Raw genomic sequence first — 17,002 nt, forward strand, 5'->3', positions numbered from 1 at the left:
TAGAGATAGGACTCGGATTTTGACGCATTTAAACGATCAGTCAACCGATCAATAAATCGTTAAATGATCGGCATTAGCTCAAATGAGCGCTTTTTTATTACTGATGTGATTGAAAGCGTGTAAAAGCCATTAAGCCGTTTTCTTGTTAGTGCGAGCCATATAGAAAATAAATAGGATTAACACGGCAAGTTGTGCACTTATGCCTTCCCATGTTGAACCTATACCTATCCAGTCCATTTCGATATTGATGGGAAGGTTATTGATGGGCACGATGGCCGCTTCTTGTAAGGCGGTAATGGCTTTGCCCATTAAAATAAAGGACAAAATCAACAAGAGGTAAGTCGTGGTGGAAAAGAACTTAGCCAGAGGTAATTTTATCGAATATTTTAATAAGCCCCAAGTGGTCAATGCTAATAGCGCGATACCTGAGAGTATGCCGCCAATAAAGTAATTAAACTGACCACTTTCAGATTGAGTGAGCAATGATTGATAGAAGAGGATAGTTTCAAATATCTCACGGTATACAGCGACAAAAGAGAGTAGCGCAATGCCCCACAAAGTGCCCGCTTTAAGCTGGCTATTAATTTTTTTATTAATGTAGGCTTGCCAGTGAGCGGCATGGGTTTTACTGTGCATCCAAACGCCAACATAAAACAGCATTAAGGCGGCGAAGAGGGAACCAAAGCCTTCCATCATTTCTCGGCTAGCGCCACTGATTTCAATCAAGGTTTGAGCGGTAACCCAAGTTGCGCCGCCAGCGATGAGTGCAATAATCCAACCTAAATGTAAATATTTAAGCGCATCACGTCGATTCGTGCGAATAAGCACTGTCATTAAGGCTATCACCACTAATAAGGCTTCAAGGCCTTCTCGCAGTAAAATCACTAAACTGGCACTGAATAAGGTGGCATTGGATAAGTGTGATTCTGTTAACAAGGTTTGTGCTTCGGCCAGCTGTAGCATGCTAGTATCAAAAGTGGCCTGTACTTGAGATGGATTTTGATTGTTGCTTAATAAATGCCTGAGCTGCATTAAATTCACTTCAATGCTTTTGCGTAAGTTTTTATCATGGGCATCTAAGCTGTTTTCAATAAGCTCAAAGCCATCAAGATAAGCACTAACAGCAAGGGTTTTGGCTTGGGAATAATCGCCATTATCAAAGGCTTTTTTGGCCGAGGTCAGTAAATTTCTAGCAACGGTGAGGGGCGAAGGCTGGTGGTCAAAAAGAGCCTCAGGCTTTGATCTCAATGCTGAGATGTCAGCAGGCGTGACCCCTTGTGATTTGAGTGATTGGGTCAGTTGAGAAGGACTATGGTTGACCCATTCTTGCAAAGTCACCTTAGGGAGAATATGAGCTGTGCTGCCTTGATCGCTTTTTTGAAAAGCCAGGCTAGACACATAGAAGGCTAACGACCAACGTTCTTGCTCTTTTAGCTGCGTAAAAGCGGGCATGGCGGTATCATCTAACCCATCAGAAATGGCATCAAATAATCCTAAAATGGAGCGGTTTTCTGCTCTTGCAAGATCGGTAAAATCAGTGGGCTCTGGAGATAAATTCGCGGCTAAAACGCCATTGCCTTGGCCTTCAATACCATGGCAGCTGGCACAGTTTTCTTGGAATAATTGTGCTGTTGCCATACTGGATACAAGATGTTTTGGCAGTGAAGATTCAGGCATTAAGGTCAATAAGGCGCTGCGCAGTTTACTTGAAATCTCTTTGATTACGAGAATGTCTTGTTTGTTTTTGATACTGGTTTGTAAGGCAAGTGCTTCACGATAGAGCTGTGGATTTTGCTGGTTGAGTTGTGTGTTGTCAGCGAGCTTTTCGACGATGAGGGCAGAAAACTCAAGCATTTCTTGATATTCATCTTGATTGATTACTTTGCCTTTTTCAATGGCGGCATCATAATCGACACCTACATATTCCGCCAGTTGAGCCAATTGCCTTAATTGTGTTTGATTTTTGTTATCAAGTTCCTTTGATGTTGAGGCTAAACTCGTTTGAGAGAAGAATAATATGAGTGAAAATAAAATGAGAGTGAACAGTGGCAATAACCGCATTTGAATGAAGCGGTCCATAGGGCCCGAAAGAGGTTGCATTGATGGAATTTCCTAGTCAATCGACTGATAATAATAATTATTCTAATTATAAACTTGGTGGAGCCCTCGGAGTCAAAGAAAATAGTGATTAATTTGAAAATCAGTTAGCAAAAAACAGTAAAGTGAAAGGATTACCGAATGAACAAGCTTGAGTCTTGGCTTATTTCATTAAGGCAAGGTGCGACCCCCAATTTTGATGAGTGCTTAGCTTATTTAGGGGATTATTTCCCTTTGCTGAGACAATTTGAATTTACAGAGCAAGATCTCGTATGGCATGGTGAAGGCAATGTGGCTGTTCATACCGATAGGGTATTAACGGTTCTTTATCAGTTATTTGCACTTGAGGCCAATGGGTTAACGGGTGAGCAGAAACAAATCTTGATTTTATCGGCGTTATTGCATGACATTGCAAAACCTATTACAACGAAACGTAAGCCTATTCAAGGTGTAGAGAGAGTGGTTGCACCAAAACATGAAGCCCTTGGAGTAGATTACTTAGCCATTAAGTTACTTGAGCTTCCCATTTCACATAAGGTGATAATGAATGTCATGGCATTGGTGGGACATCATCAAAAACCTAAATTATTAGTGATAAAAAAGAGTGATTTCTCTGATTACCTGTCATTGGCGTTAGAGGTTGATTTAGCTATGTTGTATTGGTTAGAGAGGGCGGACTTTCAAGGGCGAGTGTGTGAGGATTTGCAGCAGCAATTGGAGTATCTTGAGCTATTTAAAATGTTTGCCAAGGAATATCAGCTTTGGAATGTTAATGATCCAAGAGCCGAGTTAATCAAAAAAGTTCAAGTCAAACAGCAGGCCGATGAGCAGTTATATTTGAATAATTATGTGGTGAGTGAGCTGGCAAGTGGCAAGATCACTATGCCTGAAGAGGCCATGAGGACGACCTATGAAAATGCACAAGATTTTAGTCATTTGTATCTTATGTGTGGGATCAGTGGGAGTGGAAAATCGACTTGGATTGCACAGAACTTGAATAATGTTGATGTGATCTCACTTGATGATATTCGCGAAGAAATTAATGGTCAGCGAGGGTGTCAGAAAAACTTAGATCAAGTGTTGCAATTAGCCAAGTTACGCTTAAAGCAGGCCTTGGCCAATAAACAGGATGTGGTGTGGGATGCGACCAATCTTCGTTTCGATCACCGAAAAATAATTTGTGATTATGGGCGAGACTATGGCGCACTGGTGACTTTAGTGGTTTTTCACCTTAAGGAATCGACATTAAGAGCGGGCAATTTACAACGTATTCATGCGATACCCTCAGAGGTGATTAGTCGACAAATTGAGCAGTGGCAGTGGCCGTCTATGAGTGAAGCTCATCGCATCTTGGTCGTTGGTGAAATGCGTGCTGATAATAAGCGAAAAATAAACAGCGTAAGACAAATTTTGTTCAGTCGAGGCAGTTTTTAATTTACTTATTTTTGGTGACTATATCCGTGAGATTTCAAGGTGCAGGATTGAGATGGAATGATTTGATGCAGCTTTATCTTTTTTGTTTGAGAACCTTATACCAATTCCATTATATAAGTGATCTTTCAGCGGGAATTCAACATGCTGTAGGCAAGGTCGTTAATTGCTCCTGCATTAACAGACAGTCCCACCATCCATGGCGGTCGCAGATGATTGAAGCTAATAGTGATTCTCGGCTTGGGTTCAAACGTCGCTCTACCTCCCTCATCCATGAGGTCGTATATCGAAAGCAGCTAACGTAGCATAAAGCATGTTGAAACCCGCACACAGTGAGCTTCTCAGACATTCCACTTCAGCGTTGCATTCATTTGAAAGGGAACCACCATTACAGCATAAATGCGCCTTGAATTGAAAAGCCTGAGAAGCTCTGAATTGATCATCTATATAATGGAATTGGTATTATAAATGCCGATTTTGACTAAGGCTGTAATGGCGAACCAAATTAAAATATATCCCCAAGCATACAGTACCCATGTCCAGCCTATACCCACGAAATCATCAGTACCTAATCCATAGACACTGATGAGTGTGCCTGTCGCCAGTGAAAAAAGAGTGGCGCAGGAAAATTTCCATTCTGGAAAAGGGCGGCTCCAAGGCATACCTGTATTGCGTGTTAAGTAGATGGTGAGATTGCCGCCACATAATATTCCCATAAAAGCGACAGTATTGAGTTTGGCTTGTTTCAGATCGGTGGCAAGTTGGGTAAACCAGTAATGATCGGCAATCCAATATAAACCAAAAGTGGAAATGACGCCTATGATCGCAAGTGCAACGGCGACACTGAATACCTCTTTCATTTTCCAAATGCCCGGTTTTGTTGATGCTAGCATATTGTCATAAGCAATCATCATGATGGGAATGTCATTGAGTAACGCAATGACAATGATCATGATAGCGCTAAGAGGGTGAGTGTTATAAATTAACATGGCACACAAGAGAAAGAGTAATAACCGTACAGTTTCGCTAATGCGATAAATAGCATAGCTTTTTAAACGGCCGAATATCTTTCGCGACTCATCAATGGCGTGGGTAATGACTGAGAGCCCTGGCTGCGTTAATACTAAATCGGCTGCCGCTCTTGCTGCATCCGTTGCGCCATCGACTGCAATGCCGACATTGGCTTGTTTGATGGCGGGTGCATCGTTTACACCGTCGCCAGTCATACCGACAATCTTTTTATTTTTTTGTAATACTTTGACGATTTCAAATTTGTCTTCAGGTAGGACTTCTGCAAAGCCATCGAGACTATCGAGTGTATTCATTTGTTCATGGTGTTGTTTAAGCGAGGCCATAGGAACGATGTGATGACCTATGTTTAATGTTTGGGCTAATTCTTGGGCGATGGCACTGTGATCGCCAGTGATCATCTTGATGCTAACACCACCTTGTATGATGTCATGTAAGGTGGCCTTACTGTCTTTTCTTGGAGGATCGAATAGCGAAATAATTCCAACGAGCTGCCAAGTCTCAAGGTTTTCTGTGGTAACGGCGACAGCAAGTGCACGATAGCCGTGTTTAGCCAGTTGGCCGACCTTTTCTTGTGCTTCGCTGAGGTCATGGTCGCATAAATTAAAAATCACTTGGGGCGCACCTTTAGCGACTTTATATTGATTATGATGGTGGCTAATGAGTGATTCGGCTTTTTTGCTGGTGGGATTAAAGGGAGTGTAATGTTGGATGTCAAACGGCGGTAAATTTGAGGGAAATTTTTGCTGCTCGGCAAATAGCACTTCATCGATAGCATCATGGCCTTGAGCGCTCGATGCTAAGCATGCATAGTGGATAACATCTTCTGTCGAATAATCATGATACTCACTGATCTCACCTATTTCGAGTTTGTTTTGAGTGAGGGTGCCGGTTTTGTCTGAGCAAAGCACATTCATGGTAGCCAGCTCTTCAATGGCACTCAGCTTTGATACTATAGCTTTGAAAGTGGCTAATCGTTTTGCCCCAATGGCCAAGGTGACAGACATCACGGCAGGTAGGGCAACTGGGATCCCCGCAATCACTAAAACTAGCATGAAAATAACACTATTGGAGACATTACCTTCATGAGTATATAGGCTCAAATACAAATCATGAACTAATACGATGGCACAAATAATGAGAGTCAGTGTAATTAAAAACCGCCCAATTTGCGTAATGTTTTTTTGCAGATCAGATGGCGTATCACTTTTGTCGATTAATGAGGCTGTTTTACCAAAGAAGGTATTCATGCCTGTTTTTTCCACAACGCCAATCATTTCACCTTGTTTAACTATGGTACCGGAATAAACTAAATCATCCACGCGACGTGTGACGGGTAAAGATTCACCTGTGAGTGATGCTTGATCAATAGATAAGTAATCCCCCGACATTAATCGAATATCGGCTGGAATAATATTGCCTAACTTTATCATGACTACATCACCAGGTACTAACTGTGAGGCCGATATGTCCATCCATTGGCCGTCACGTTTGACATAGGCTTTTAATGCGAGTGTACTCTTTAGCGCTGACACAGCATTGTCAGCTTTAAATTCTTGTACTAATTCTAAAATAGCATTAATCACTAATAAGGCTGTGATCATGATGAAATCGGGCCAGCGCTGTAAGATTAACGATAAAATAGCCGCGATTTCTATCATCCAAGGAATAGGGCCCCAAAGCAGTTTTCGTATTTTCTGATAAAACGAGACTTTGGTACTGGTGATTTCGTTTAAGCCGTACTGTGCGAGCCGTTCTTGTGCGGTTTGTTGAGTGAGTCCGGTTAAATTCGAAATATCAGGCATAAGTAAAGATTTTTTATACTGAGCTATATTCAGTATTGCAGATTTTGATTAAGTTGCTGTGCCAATATTTTCGAGTAAAAGGAATTCATCATGATAGGTGCTGACATACTATCGGTAGAAAGCGTTGGGCAATTATCGCAGGAAGAAAAGCAACTTTTTATCCCTTATTTACAAAAACAGGGTTTAAGTACATCGATATTTGATTGTTTCGATGCAATGATTAATCAAATGTCAGCGCTTAATCTCTATTACCTTAAAATATCGACACGAGGACAAGTGGTGGGTGTTTGTTTTTTTTCTGAATTTACTCAACATCATCTTTCCTTCATGTTAGGGCGAAAATATAGAAATAACTGTCTGATTAATAAAGTCCTCAGTTATTTTCCCATTCACTTTGCTTATGCTGGAACGGATCCTTTTACCGCTTCATTACATGATCCACTTATTGTGATTGATAAGCAATGGACAGATAAGTCGCTGATGGCTATTTATGAATTTTATAAAGTGCGGGCAGCGCCATTTTGTATTATAGAAAGTCGCCAATGTCATTCTAAAACGAGTCAAGATATCATTTCCATTGCTAGAGGTGAGCGGGCATTTTTTGATGCCGATGGGTATGTATCCTTTGCCGATTATTTAACAGAACATAAAAAATTAGCACGCCGTGAACGACAATATTTAAAACAATATTCTCCAGTTATGATTAAAACGACATTAACTGATGCTGATATTTTACAAATGCGGGCATGTTTTGAATCCTCTGCTGTTAATGCTTTGGAGATCATGCCAATGCAAGAATTGATGAATCAAAGGTTTGCAGCCTTGATTGCAATATTAGAGTATGCTAAACATTTCTTACTCATTTTAGAAGGCAAAATCGTTGCGTTTATGTCTGTGATTGAGTCTGGCAATCAATTAGGTGGGGTTATGGGAGGTGTGAGTGCTGAAATGCATAAAAAGTATAAAAAACATGCGATTTATGAGCGAGTCATATCCGCTATTATTAAGTATAGTATTGAAAATAATATTCAGTTTTGTGCTTTCTCTTATAAAAATAATGTCACTAAGTGCCGATACCTTAATCACTTTTCAAAAACGTATTTTCACATTCAACCACTGAATATGTACCGAAAATTACAGCTACAGCTGTTAAAGTATTTTTGGAGTTTAAGAGATATGGATAAATTTGATTAAGTACGTTAACTTGAGCTTCGTTAATATACTATGTGCGAGAGGCATTAGCCCCATTGAACCTTAGCCCCATTGAACCTTAGCATTAATATCGTTAATGTGAGGTGCAAACCTTAATTGTTTGAGTCTAACAAAATGAGCATCAAAACAGCGATAGTGGGTTATGGCTATTCAGCGAAAACCTTTCATATTCCTTTTATTAGTACTTCTAATGAGTTTATTTTCCATGCTGTGAGTAGTTCAAAAGCCGATCTTGTGGGTCGAGATTGGCCTCAGGTTCAGCATTATCACAATGCTGATGAAATGATAACTCATAGTGATGCTGAGCTGATTATTATCACGGCGCCTAATGATGTGCATTATTCTTTAGCAAAATTGGCTCTAGAGCATAATAAACATGTATTAATTGAAAAACCTTTTGTGACGCGCTCCAAAGACGGTGAGGCGTTAATTGCGCTTGCTAAAGCCAAAGGCTTACTTTTGAGCGTGTTTCAAAATCGTCGTTATGATGGCGATTATTTAACGGTTAAAAAGCTGATTGATACAAACAAGCTGGGTAAGCTTCATGTTTTTGAATCGCATTTTGATCGTTTTAGGCCAGATGTACAGCAGCGCTGGCGGGAACAGGCCTGTGATGGCGGCGGTATTTTATATGATTTGGCGCCGCATTTATTGGATCAAGTCTTGAGTTTGTTTGGCCTGCCTCAAAGTGTCACTGCGAGTTGCCAAGTGATGCGAAAAGGCGCATCGGTGACTGATTACTTTCACTTATTATTACATTATCCAAAGCTTGAAGTGATTTTGCATGCGAGTCTTTTCTGCGCTGGGCCTAACTTGCGCTTTAATATTCAGGGAGATAAAGGCAGTTATGTGAAATACGGGCTCGATCCTCAAGAAGATTGTTTACGCGGGGGAGAGCTGCCAACAAGAGTGAATTGGGGAGTAGAATCACAGGCTCATTTTGGTACATTTTATGATGGAAAAAGTGCAAATATTTTCCCCACAGAGGCCGGGCGTTATCAAGGTTTTTTTTCCGATTTAGCTCAGGCGATTACCACAGGTGATCACGCTTTTATGAGTGCAAAGCAAAGTCTTAATACCATAAAGTTGATTGAACTTGCGATGGAAGGTCAAGCGACAGGGAAAAGAGTTGACGTTAATTTCTCATCTTCCACTTCATAAAAAGCGATAAGCGAGCAGAGAGCATTTGGAAATAAAATGCGACATTTGTCAGTTTATTTGACTGGTACTTTTTGCTTAACGCTATTTGCTATTTTTTTTATTAGGGCTGATTTTAAGCAATGATCTATTGGAGTGACTTCTACACTCCTTATATCCATGTTTGGTTGGCTTTTAATAATGAAGCGACTTTTTTTTATATTGGCTGCTTGTTTCAGTGTGTGGGTGTGTGCCGAAGAGATTGAGCTGGAATGTGATGAAGATACACAGTATAGCCCATATACAGGGGAAGAATGTGAAAATGATGCCATTGGATGTCTGACGACCTTTGTGTGTTATTTAGCGCAAGAAGATGTCATGCAGGATGATGATATGGTGCCCTTGTATATGGTGAACAGCACTTTAATTATCTGCTTTATCATGACAGATATGTAGAGACGCGAATATCCAGCAGCTTATTATCCCTTTTTACTCAACTTCAGAGCAGCAGTAACACCATGCAGGCGTTGCCTGAGGGGACGCTGATCTTAAAGCCTCAGGTGGGGCCCAGTGATGATGATATCAATGAGGTGGGTACTATTTATGGCCTTTTTGCCATGTATAAGCCTGAAGGGGGCTATTGTCCTGAAGCCAATCGTTTAGCCAGTGGTATGTGTTCAACTGGAGACTGGATGTGGATTCAGGGGATAGGTTATGACAGTGAGTTGGATGAATACCGTTTTAAGTATTCGTCTGCTCAGGATACGCTGAAAATACCTAAATGTTTAGCTTGTCATGGCGTGGCAGCGCGTACGGATTCGGTATTTAATCTCTTTATTTCCCGCAGATTTGGCTCAATTGCAAATTAGGCAGACTAAATGATAAAAAAATTTTTAATATTCATTGTTTGTTGGGGGCTTTTTGCTTGCGGTGAAGATAATGATTGCGATCTTCCCTCCAGCTCAGGCGAATTAGTCAGTTATCAGAGTTGTGAACGGGTTGAGTTTAATCCATTGTTGCCGACAGGGGTTGCCAGTGCGCCGCGCTTCCTTTCTTATGATAATGCGCAGCAACAATTTGAGTGCTTTGCCTGGAAAAGTTTTGTAGCACTTAACTGGCCTGCTCAGCCAGCTTGCCGTGGAGTGCCCAATTTGACAGTATTGCCAGTGGATAAAGACAGTCAAACCGTCTGGCAAGGATATAAGAAGCCGTTTGAGTTATTGCAGCCCTATAATGTCAATTGGCGTCCTGAAAAGGTGTTATGGTTTGATGACGAGCCAGTGGGAACGTGTACTGAGGCAAAAAATACTGATTTGGGGATTGTTTATGAAAATGGCTTTGCATTATTTGGTCAGGAGTCAGTGATCACAGATCAAAGCGGGAATGTTACTTTTTCACAGGTGTTAATTAATCCTGACACTTTTTATTATTTAAGGGATAATCACTTAGCTGAGTCGAATAGTTATGATACAGGGGGGCCGCTGGACGATGCGCTTTGGCAGGCCGTTAACTTTCCTATACAAACACTCGGGAAAACAGGCCATGGTGCCATGGAGTTGAAAACCACTTGGAAGGTCATAACTTCAAGTGACGATATGTCCAGATATGTGACCCGCAGTGCAATGATTTATATTGATCAGGAAGATATTACCTCTGACACAGACTTAAGTGTTGATTGTGAGGTCAAAACCTTAGGCTTAGTGGGGTTTCACCTTATTCGAAAAGTAGAGCATGCACCTAAGTGGGTGTGGGCAACTTGGGAGCATGTCGATAATGTACCCGATGTCGATAAGGTTGACGAGACTGTGGATTACAGCTTTTATTCTCATTCTTGTGCGCAAACTGAGCCTGATGATTGCTGGGTCAGTGGTGATATCGGCGCCAGAAATACAGACACAGACTACCTTTGTTGTGCTAATGCATTACTCGTTTCTGATTTTTTGGGTTACTCCAATCAATTTACTCGTATTAATGCCATTCAGGCCAATGCTGAACTTACCGCTAAATTTCAATCCTTATTTTCCAGTATTGGCTCACCATTGCAATATTATACTTTGATCGGTGCTCAGTGGGGCGTAGCCCAGTCAAGCAGTGATCAGGCTTGGAATGCTCCCTGTAATCCAAATGGGGCTTGGCGGGTGCCCACACCCGAAGACAATCACTGTTACATGCAGCAGCCTGAGACTCTTAGAAGCTCAGTAACAGAAGGGTACAATATCGCCTGGAGTACAGATGCCACACAGATTTTGGCAGACAGTTGCATGAATTGCCATAATGCGATCGGTGTGGATGGCAGTTTTATTTGGAGTAATGCGGTGTTAAATGGGTATGCTATTGACCAATAAGCTGTCAATGAACAGGGAGCGAATTGTTCTGTGGTCTTATCAAGGTGGTATCAGTTATTATCATGAAAAAGGTAAGCTTTGATGTTACCTACTTATAAAATATAACTCATTGGTTTGATATATATCAGGTTTGAGCTGTGCTTGGTTGCTTGGTTGCAAAGGACACACTCTGGTTAAGTACATTGATGAGTTATTTAATGCATTAATTGATCACAAGCTAATGCATTAAATAACGGGATAATAACTTAATAAGTAAAAATAAGGTTATCGCTTTTCTAGTGCTTGCCAAGATAATTCGGCACATATTTTACTGTTTTCTTTTTTTATCTGTTGACTTTCTGCAATGATCATTTTTCCTGTTTCTGTTTTGTCAAATTGCATTTGTTCTTTAGCGGTATGCCCTTGAATTTGACTGTAGAGTGTATTTGCATTTTGCCCAGTTTGTTGCGCAACGATCTGTATGGCTCTTGAGTCGGCAGCAAACTCTTGCAGTCCAATAAAATCCGTTTGACTTAATTGGTTGCTGTTTGTGATTTGATTTGATAATACGCCATGTTTAGCGGCAATTTGAGTCAAATCGCACAGGCGTTGGTATTGCGCTTCAGAGGTTATGCCATGATTAAATGATTTCGCAATTAATGCTGCTCCATAGATTTCTTGTGAGCCTTTATTATTGAGCTGAATATTACGGTACGCTTGCTTAAAGGCAATAGCATCGTTTTTGGTCATGGTGCCTTTATATTGCTCTAATGCATCAAAGAATGCGGTACCTGAGTTGATGTTTGCAATATCCATATTTTGATTATGTTGTACATTAAGTTTTTCTTGTAATGCATTGGTCATTTGTTGGCCATAAGTGGGGGCAAGAGCGACTTTGTCTCCTCTTGGCGCGCGAGGAGAAACGGACACACGATCAAAAAATTGACCAAGATCTTTTTTCACTTGTGCGCCAAAATCAATCTTGCCTGCATTAGTTTTTAATGTTTGTGCTTTGACGGAGATCTTATCATCAATAATGGTGATGTTGTAATTTTGACCATTGAGCTTGATGGTGTCATTGGAAGCGACTTTTTGCATGTCAAGCGTGTTTACTTGGCTTATATTAGAGATACTGAATGTTGTCATAGTGCACCTTTACATTAGATTCAATTAAACTTAAGTTCTATTCAGTGTCATTATTGAGCTTGTACACTGTGATGGCTGCCAAAATAAATGACTTTACCTTTGATCTGGTCTGACCTTTTTGTTATGTGCTGAGAGTTCAGTGAAAGGGTTAAGTGAAACAGTATCGTCATGCTTTTTGCCTTTCATTCACAGGAAAGAGGTTGTGTATTCCCAGTTTTTCTTGTGATGAAAATTAGGCAAGGAGGCTTGCTCATTTCCCTCTACTTTTTATCTATTACCTATATTGACTATTTATCATTGAAGCGTCATTTTTAATTATTGGTAATTTAATATTTATCAGTAATTTAATTATAACTAATTTATTCATTGTTAATTTTATATTAAAAAGAGCAATATCATCGGCTTTACTCCCTCAAAAATATCGGCTAGGATTTTGTTGCCTCAAAGGGTTTACATTTGGTTGATGTTGTATTCACAAGTTGTTTTTAGGGCAAATAAAAACACATTGATTATTAGCATAAACAATCGAAGGAAATCCTATGAAATACGTTTCATTTAAGCAGGTTGTGCTTGGTGCTACCGCATTTATTTTCTCTTTGGGCGCATACAGTGGAGGCGGCGGAGGGAGTGATGAGGAGTTGCCTTTACCTGATACTTGCCAGTCAAATTGTGGTTATGAAATGGGTCCCACTCCCACTTTAGATTTTTTACAAGCAGGCAGCGGGCCACTCTCTGTCTCTTCTACGAGTGTACCGAGTTCCGTTGATGGTTTTGGTGGTGGTACTATCTATTATCCTAATAATGTCTTTCAAGCATTGGCTGCGATTTCTATTGCACCAGGGTTTACGAATACACAATCAGCGATCCAATGGTGGGGACCGCTTCTCGCTTCTCACGGTTTTGTTGTTATCACGATCAATACTAATTCTCGTTATGATCAGCCCGAGAGTCGAAGTCGTCAGCAGGATAGTGCTTTGTCTTATTTAATCCAAGAAGGAGCACGTTCGAGTAGTCCGATTTGGGGATTAATTGATGAAAATCGATTGGCAACTATGGGCTATTCTATGGGGGGAGGTGGTGCGCTTCATAGTGCTTCAAGAAATCGTTTAAGTGCTAGTATTCCCTTATCACCTTGGAATACTGGCAGCAATGATTTTGATTTAATAAATGTTCCAGTGATGATCATGGCTTGTGAAAATGATACGACTGCGCCAGTGAATAGTCATGCGAGCCCTTTCTACAATACCATTCCTGATAATACAGATAAAGCCTTCATGGAGATCTCGGGCGGCTCTCACGACTGTGCCACTGGCGATAACAGCAACCATGCTTTGTTATCCACTTATGGCGTTTCTTGGATGAAACGTTTTCTTGATAAAGATCATCGCTATAGTCCATTTTTGTGTGGGCCAAACCATGAGTCAAACAGTAGCATCTCTGAGTATAGGGACACTTGTGATTATTTATAACTCGTCACTGAGTTAGAATTAATTGCGTTAAACCTTCATAGAAGGATGGAAGACTGATGCGATATTTTAAAAGTCAATTCATGTTAGTCGCCGTTTCATTATGTGTATTGATTGCCAGTTTTGTGCTTTCAATGTTTGCACCTTTAGGGCTCGCAGATCGTGGTGTTCCCCCCGCTGCTAGCAATAATGTGGCGGGCAATGAAAATAGGTTAACGGCTTATGAAACGGTTGCGACTCATTGGAGCTGGCAAAGGGGTGAAGCGAAAACAGAGACTATGTCACTCACTGAGCAGGATCTAGTGAAATATCCTTTTACCCCTCAATCTGTTTTCGATGCCTTGCATGCGGTTAAATTGGATGCTGATGGGAATGTTATACTCGATCATGATGCGCTTATCTCCTTAGATGAAACATTAGAGAGGATCCATAATCGATTGGATGAGAACACTGTGAGCGTGCTAGTGAATTTGATACATCAAAGTCTTTCTGGCCAAGCAGGTTTGCAACTGGGTGAATTAGTAGAGAATTATTATTATTTTTTAGAGGCAAAAGAAGTTTTTAGCCGAGTAAATGAAGATATATTGACAAAGCAGGATGTGGATCCACTCATATCTATTGAGCAAGATGAAGGGCTTTATGCTGAGCTTCAGGCATTACGAGAAGTGTATTTAGGCAGTGATGTGACAGCTAATCTGTTCAGGGTGAGTGATGCTAACGCTCAGTATATGTTTGAGAGCATGAAACTAGAAGCGACTCAGAATTTAACATTTCAAGAGCGTGAGCAAAAACGCAAAGATATTCACGCCCAATATATTGCACAGTCTGTAAATGTATTGAATTGGCCTGTTCGCTATTCCACTTTTTTAAGCGCTAAACAGGCTATTACTTCTTCTTCCATTGATATGCAAGAAAAGGTTAAGCAAGTGCATGCATTGCTGAGCCAGCACTTTAGTCCAGAAGAACTCACTCGAATTGAGCATTTAAAGTTAAATGAGATTTAAGGGAGTCATTTTTATTACACCTTATTGCTCTTTTAGTGAGTGAGGATTAAGGGATGAAGCTGAATCGCATTTTATTGCGGCTAAGTTTTCTGGTAACTCTTGTGGTCATGATTGTTTTTGAGCATGTGCACTTGCACCGAAAAGCCTTGCTATCAATAGCATCAAAGCCCGTTGAGCTTGGGCCTCATAATCTTAAATCTGTTAATGTATGGCGACAACCCGATGAGGCGTTTCGTTTTTTTCCTGTTCAAATAGGTGAGCATAATTATCGGTTTCATTTCGCGGAATTTGCCGCCATTTTGACTCGAGTCTCATTAGATCCAAATCAATTATTGGTTATTGATGAGAAAACAAAAAATCAACTCAAAAGATTGACAGAAACCTTGCCGTCGAACTTAAGGGGGATAGATCGCGCGCGGCTGGATTTTTTGATTCAAAAAAGAATTTCAGGAAAAGCAGGGGTGCAATTGACTCAATTACTCCATGCCTATGTTCGATATAGTGAATGGTTGAAAGCGCATTTACAGCAAGTCAAAAGCGCTCAAAGCCGAGGTGACTATGAGGTTTTAAAAACGAGTATGGAGAGGGTGAGGCAGTTTCAAGCGACTGTTTTTGGAAAAGAAACGGCAAGCATTTTTTTTAAACGTGACAATATCAGCATGCACTATTTGATACAGCGCCGAATATTGACCTTGAATAACACTATTAGCCTAGAGGATAAGCAAAATATGGGCTTGCAGTTACAGCAAGCGTATTTATTGGATTTAGTCCAGTTGAGAATGTTAGAGGAGAGAGAGGATGGCTAAAGTGCTCAGTATGAGCTCAAAGCCACTTCAAATAAGCTGGCGTTTTTTAGCCTCATTATGGCCGCTGGTTCAATCATTGCTGTTGGTCATGATATTTGCAGGGCTTTTGTCGTTAACTTTGCTGGAGAGTGAAGTTTTCTATTTAGCTTGGTTTGCTTTTATCCCTATTTTGTTTGCGATTGAGAAAGCATCACTGATGAGGGCTTATTCATTGGGGATCATTGCAGGGATGATGGTGTTTGCCAGTTCAACCTATTGGGTGGCCGATTTCTTAGTGATTGCAAAAGGACAAACGAGTCTAGTCAGTTATTTATGGGCGTCGCTTTATTGGTTTTATTGTGCGCAGTTGTTTGGCTTATTATGTTGCTTGTTTACGTTATTGAAACGCTATACAAGAGTCCATGAGTTTATTCTTTTTCCGTTAGTCGTTGCCTCATCGATTATGGTCTTTCCCCAATTATTTTCATTGACTCTTGCACAGACTCAAGTGTCGTTTTTAATCGCTTTACAAGGAATTGCATTGTTTGGTGTCTCTGCGCTGGATGCCGTTATTGCACTGGCTAATATTGTGCTGTTTAGATTGCTCTGTCAATTAAGAGCAAAGCCATTTTCCATCACGCAAGAGGATAAAAAGGCAATGCTTGTTGCCGTTTCTGTGTTAATGCTTTGGTTTGGATTTGGCACTTGGCAGCGCCAAGAGTGGGCGAAAATTGTTACCGGATCTGAAGTGATGAAAGTGGGCTTGGTTCAAGCCAATGAATCACCGAGTTTGGGGTACGCACAAGTGATGGCCGGTTTTGGAAAGGTTTATCCTCCTGAAATGGAGATGACGACGCGGCTTGAGGCCATAGGTGCCGAGTTAGTGATCTGGTCTGAAGCTCGGCCTAAAGGTTATTTAGATGATAGGCAAGTGCAGCTGGCATATCAGCAGGAAGTCGCGAGCATTGAAACCAGCGTGCTGTTTCAAGATCTGCACAATGTGATTAATCCTATTAATGGCCTTGTTGAGGATCGATACAATACTGCCGTGATGCTCAATAATACAGGTAAGGATGTGGGGCATTATCAAAAAATAAAGCGTATTCCTTTAGGAGAATATATTCCTCTTGCTGATGAAGGCACTTGGATTTACGCTTGGCTTAAATCTTACTTCGGTGGCTTTTCCAGTGAGCTCACTGCGGGTCATCGCTTTAAGATCTTTTCTCATGCTAGAGCCGATATTGTGCCGCTTATCTGCTATGAAACCACTTTTTCCACTTTTGTTGCCGAGGGGGTTGCCCATGCCAATAATGATATTCGATATGCCAAAGAGACGAATAAGCCCTTATTGCTTGTTGCCATGTCCAACGACGCTTGGTTTGGATCTATTCATCAATCTCATCAGCATATTTTTGCTTCGGCACTAAGAGCCGTGGAAAACAGAACGCCTTTGGTGCACGTCGTGAATAATGGCCCATCTATTGTGGTATCACCGACGGGAAAAATCCTGTTTACTTCTGATTTTAGGCAGTCTGGTGGTTATGTTGTTGAGGTGCCTTTACATCA

Annotated in this window: 13 protein-coding genes; 10 read left to right on the forward strand and 3 right to left on the reverse strand. The window is 40.9% G+C overall.

The genetic code is table 11. From position 1 onward, the window contains the following. Positions 1-129: 129 nt before the first annotated feature. Positions 130-2,100 (reverse strand): cytochrome c/FTR1 family iron permease, encoded by a 1,971-nt coding sequence (locus Q0791_RS21455; RefSeq protein ID WP_299011073.1) that lies wholly within the window; start codon positions 2,098-2,100, stop codon positions 130-132. A gap of 138 nt (positions 2,101-2,238) precedes the next feature. Between Q0791_RS21455 and Q0791_RS21460 the strand changes: the two genes are divergently transcribed. Further along, entirely contained in the window at positions 2,239-3,531 is a 1,293-nt protein-coding gene (locus Q0791_RS21460) for an AAA family ATPase (RefSeq protein WP_299011076.1), read from the forward strand. 440 nt (positions 3,532-3,971) lie between these two features. Here Q0791_RS21460 and Q0791_RS21465 read toward each other — a convergent pair whose 3' ends face one another. Further along, on the reverse strand, positions 3,972-6,362 hold the full coding sequence (locus tag Q0791_RS21465; RefSeq protein ID WP_299011079.1) for a plasma-membrane proton-efflux P-type ATPase: 2,391 nt from the start codon (positions 6,360-6,362) through the stop codon (positions 3,972-3,974). Between the two features lie 90 nt (positions 6,363-6,452). Between Q0791_RS21465 and Q0791_RS21470 the strand changes: the two genes are divergently transcribed. The 5 genes from Q0791_RS21470 to Q0791_RS21490 all read left to right on the forward strand — a co-directional run bounded on the left by Q0791_RS21470 (position 6,453) and on the right by Q0791_RS21490 (position 11,056). Continuing rightward, positions 6,453-7,556 carry a hypothetical protein gene (locus Q0791_RS21470; RefSeq protein WP_299011080.1) on the forward strand — a complete coding sequence of 368 codons (1,104 nt, stop codon included), beginning with the start codon at positions 6,453-6,455 and terminating at the stop codon, positions 7,554-7,556. Between the two features lie 132 nt (positions 7,557-7,688). Then, positions 7,689-8,735: an oxidoreductase gene (locus Q0791_RS21475; RefSeq protein ID WP_299011081.1), complete on the forward strand. Its 1,047-nt coding sequence runs from the start codon at positions 7,689-7,691 to the stop codon at positions 8,733-8,735. A gap of 177 nt (positions 8,736-8,912) precedes the next feature. Next, a complete protein-coding gene (locus Q0791_RS21480) occupies positions 8,913-9,167 on the forward strand; it encodes a hypothetical protein (RefSeq protein WP_299011083.1) in 255 nt (84 codons plus the stop codon). Between the two features lie 62 nt (positions 9,168-9,229). After that, positions 9,230-9,580 carry a hypothetical protein gene (locus tag Q0791_RS21485; protein ID WP_299011085.1) on the forward strand — a complete coding sequence of 117 codons (351 nt, stop codon included), beginning with the start codon at positions 9,230-9,232 and terminating at the stop codon, positions 9,578-9,580. Positions 9,581-9,589: 9 nt separating this feature from the next. Then, positions 9,590-11,056, forward strand: coding sequence for a hypothetical protein (locus Q0791_RS21490; RefSeq protein WP_299011087.1), 1,467 nt, complete (start codon positions 9,590-9,592; stop codon positions 11,054-11,056). Positions 11,057-11,320: 264 nt separating this feature from the next. On the opposite strand, the gene Q0791_RS21495 is transcribed toward Q0791_RS21490, so the two are convergent. After that, complete coding sequence (locus Q0791_RS21495) at positions 11,321-12,181, reverse strand: hypothetical protein (protein WP_299011090.1); 861 nt, start codon at positions 12,179-12,181, stop codon at positions 11,321-11,323. A 539-nt stretch (positions 12,182-12,720) separates the two neighbouring features. Here Q0791_RS21495 and Q0791_RS21500 point away from each other — a divergent pair. The 4 genes from Q0791_RS21500 to lnt form a co-directional block, all read left to right on the forward strand. Beyond that, entirely contained in the window at positions 12,721-13,650 is a 930-nt protein-coding gene (locus tag Q0791_RS21500; protein ID WP_299011092.1) for a dienelactone hydrolase family protein, read from the forward strand. Between the two features lie 56 nt (positions 13,651-13,706). Then, complete coding sequence (locus tag Q0791_RS21505; RefSeq protein WP_299011093.1) at positions 13,707-14,651, forward strand: hypothetical protein; 945 nt, start codon at positions 13,707-13,709, stop codon at positions 14,649-14,651. Positions 14,652-14,704: 53 nt separating this feature from the next. Beyond that, positions 14,705-15,457, forward strand: coding sequence for a hypothetical protein (locus tag Q0791_RS21510; protein WP_299011094.1), 753 nt, complete (start codon positions 14,705-14,707; stop codon positions 15,455-15,457). Then, positions 15,450-17,002: apolipoprotein N-acyltransferase (lnt, locus tag Q0791_RS21515; RefSeq protein WP_299011095.1), on the forward strand; the 1,553-nt coding region annotated here is incomplete at its 3' end. The genes Q0791_RS21510 and lnt, both read left to right, overlap by 8 nt.

The organism is uncultured Shewanella sp. (assembly GCF_947495455.1).
In the GTDB taxonomy this organism is placed as follows: domain Bacteria; phylum Pseudomonadota; class Gammaproteobacteria; order Enterobacterales; family Shewanellaceae; genus Shewanella.

What these genes read in the sequence shown, in the direction of transcription:
- Q0791_RS21490 (WP_299011087.1), top strand. Translation starts at nt 9,590, where the DNA reads ATGATAAAAAAATTTTTAATATTCATTGTTTGTTGGGGGCTTTTTGCT.
- Q0791_RS21460 (WP_299011076.1), top strand. Translation starts at nt 2,239, where the DNA reads ATGAACAAGCTTGAGTCTTGGCTTATTTCATTAAGGCAAGGTGCGACC.
- Q0791_RS21455 (WP_299011073.1), bottom strand. Translation starts at nt 2,100, where the DNA reads ATGCAACCTCTTTCGGGCCCTATGGACCGCTTCATTCAAATGCGGTTA.
- Q0791_RS21500 (WP_299011092.1), top strand. Translation starts at nt 12,721, where the DNA reads ATGAAATACGTTTCATTTAAGCAGGTTGTGCTTGGTGCTACCGCATTT.
- Q0791_RS21470 (WP_299011080.1), top strand. Translation starts at nt 6,453, where the DNA reads ATGATAGGTGCTGACATACTATCGGTAGAAAGCGTTGGGCAATTATCG.
- Q0791_RS21505 (WP_299011093.1), top strand. Translation starts at nt 13,707, where the DNA reads ATGCGATATTTTAAAAGTCAATTCATGTTAGTCGCCGTTTCATTATGT.
- Q0791_RS21495 (WP_299011090.1), bottom strand. Translation starts at nt 12,181, where the DNA reads ATGACAACATTCAGTATCTCTAATATAAGCCAAGTAAACACGCTTGAC.
- Q0791_RS21480 (WP_299011083.1), top strand. Translation starts at nt 8,913, where the DNA reads ATGAAGCGACTTTTTTTTATATTGGCTGCTTGTTTCAGTGTGTGGGTG.
- Q0791_RS21465 (WP_299011079.1), bottom strand. Translation starts at nt 6,362, where the DNA reads ATGCCTGATATTTCGAATTTAACCGGACTCACTCAACAAACCGCACAA.
- Q0791_RS21475 (WP_299011081.1), top strand. Translation starts at nt 7,689, where the DNA reads ATGAGCATCAAAACAGCGATAGTGGGTTATGGCTATTCAGCGAAAACC.
- Q0791_RS21485 (WP_299011085.1), top strand. Translation starts at nt 9,230, where the DNA reads ATGCAGGCGTTGCCTGAGGGGACGCTGATCTTAAAGCCTCAGGTGGGG.
- Q0791_RS21510 (WP_299011094.1), top strand. Translation starts at nt 14,705, where the DNA reads ATGAAGCTGAATCGCATTTTATTGCGGCTAAGTTTTCTGGTAACTCTT.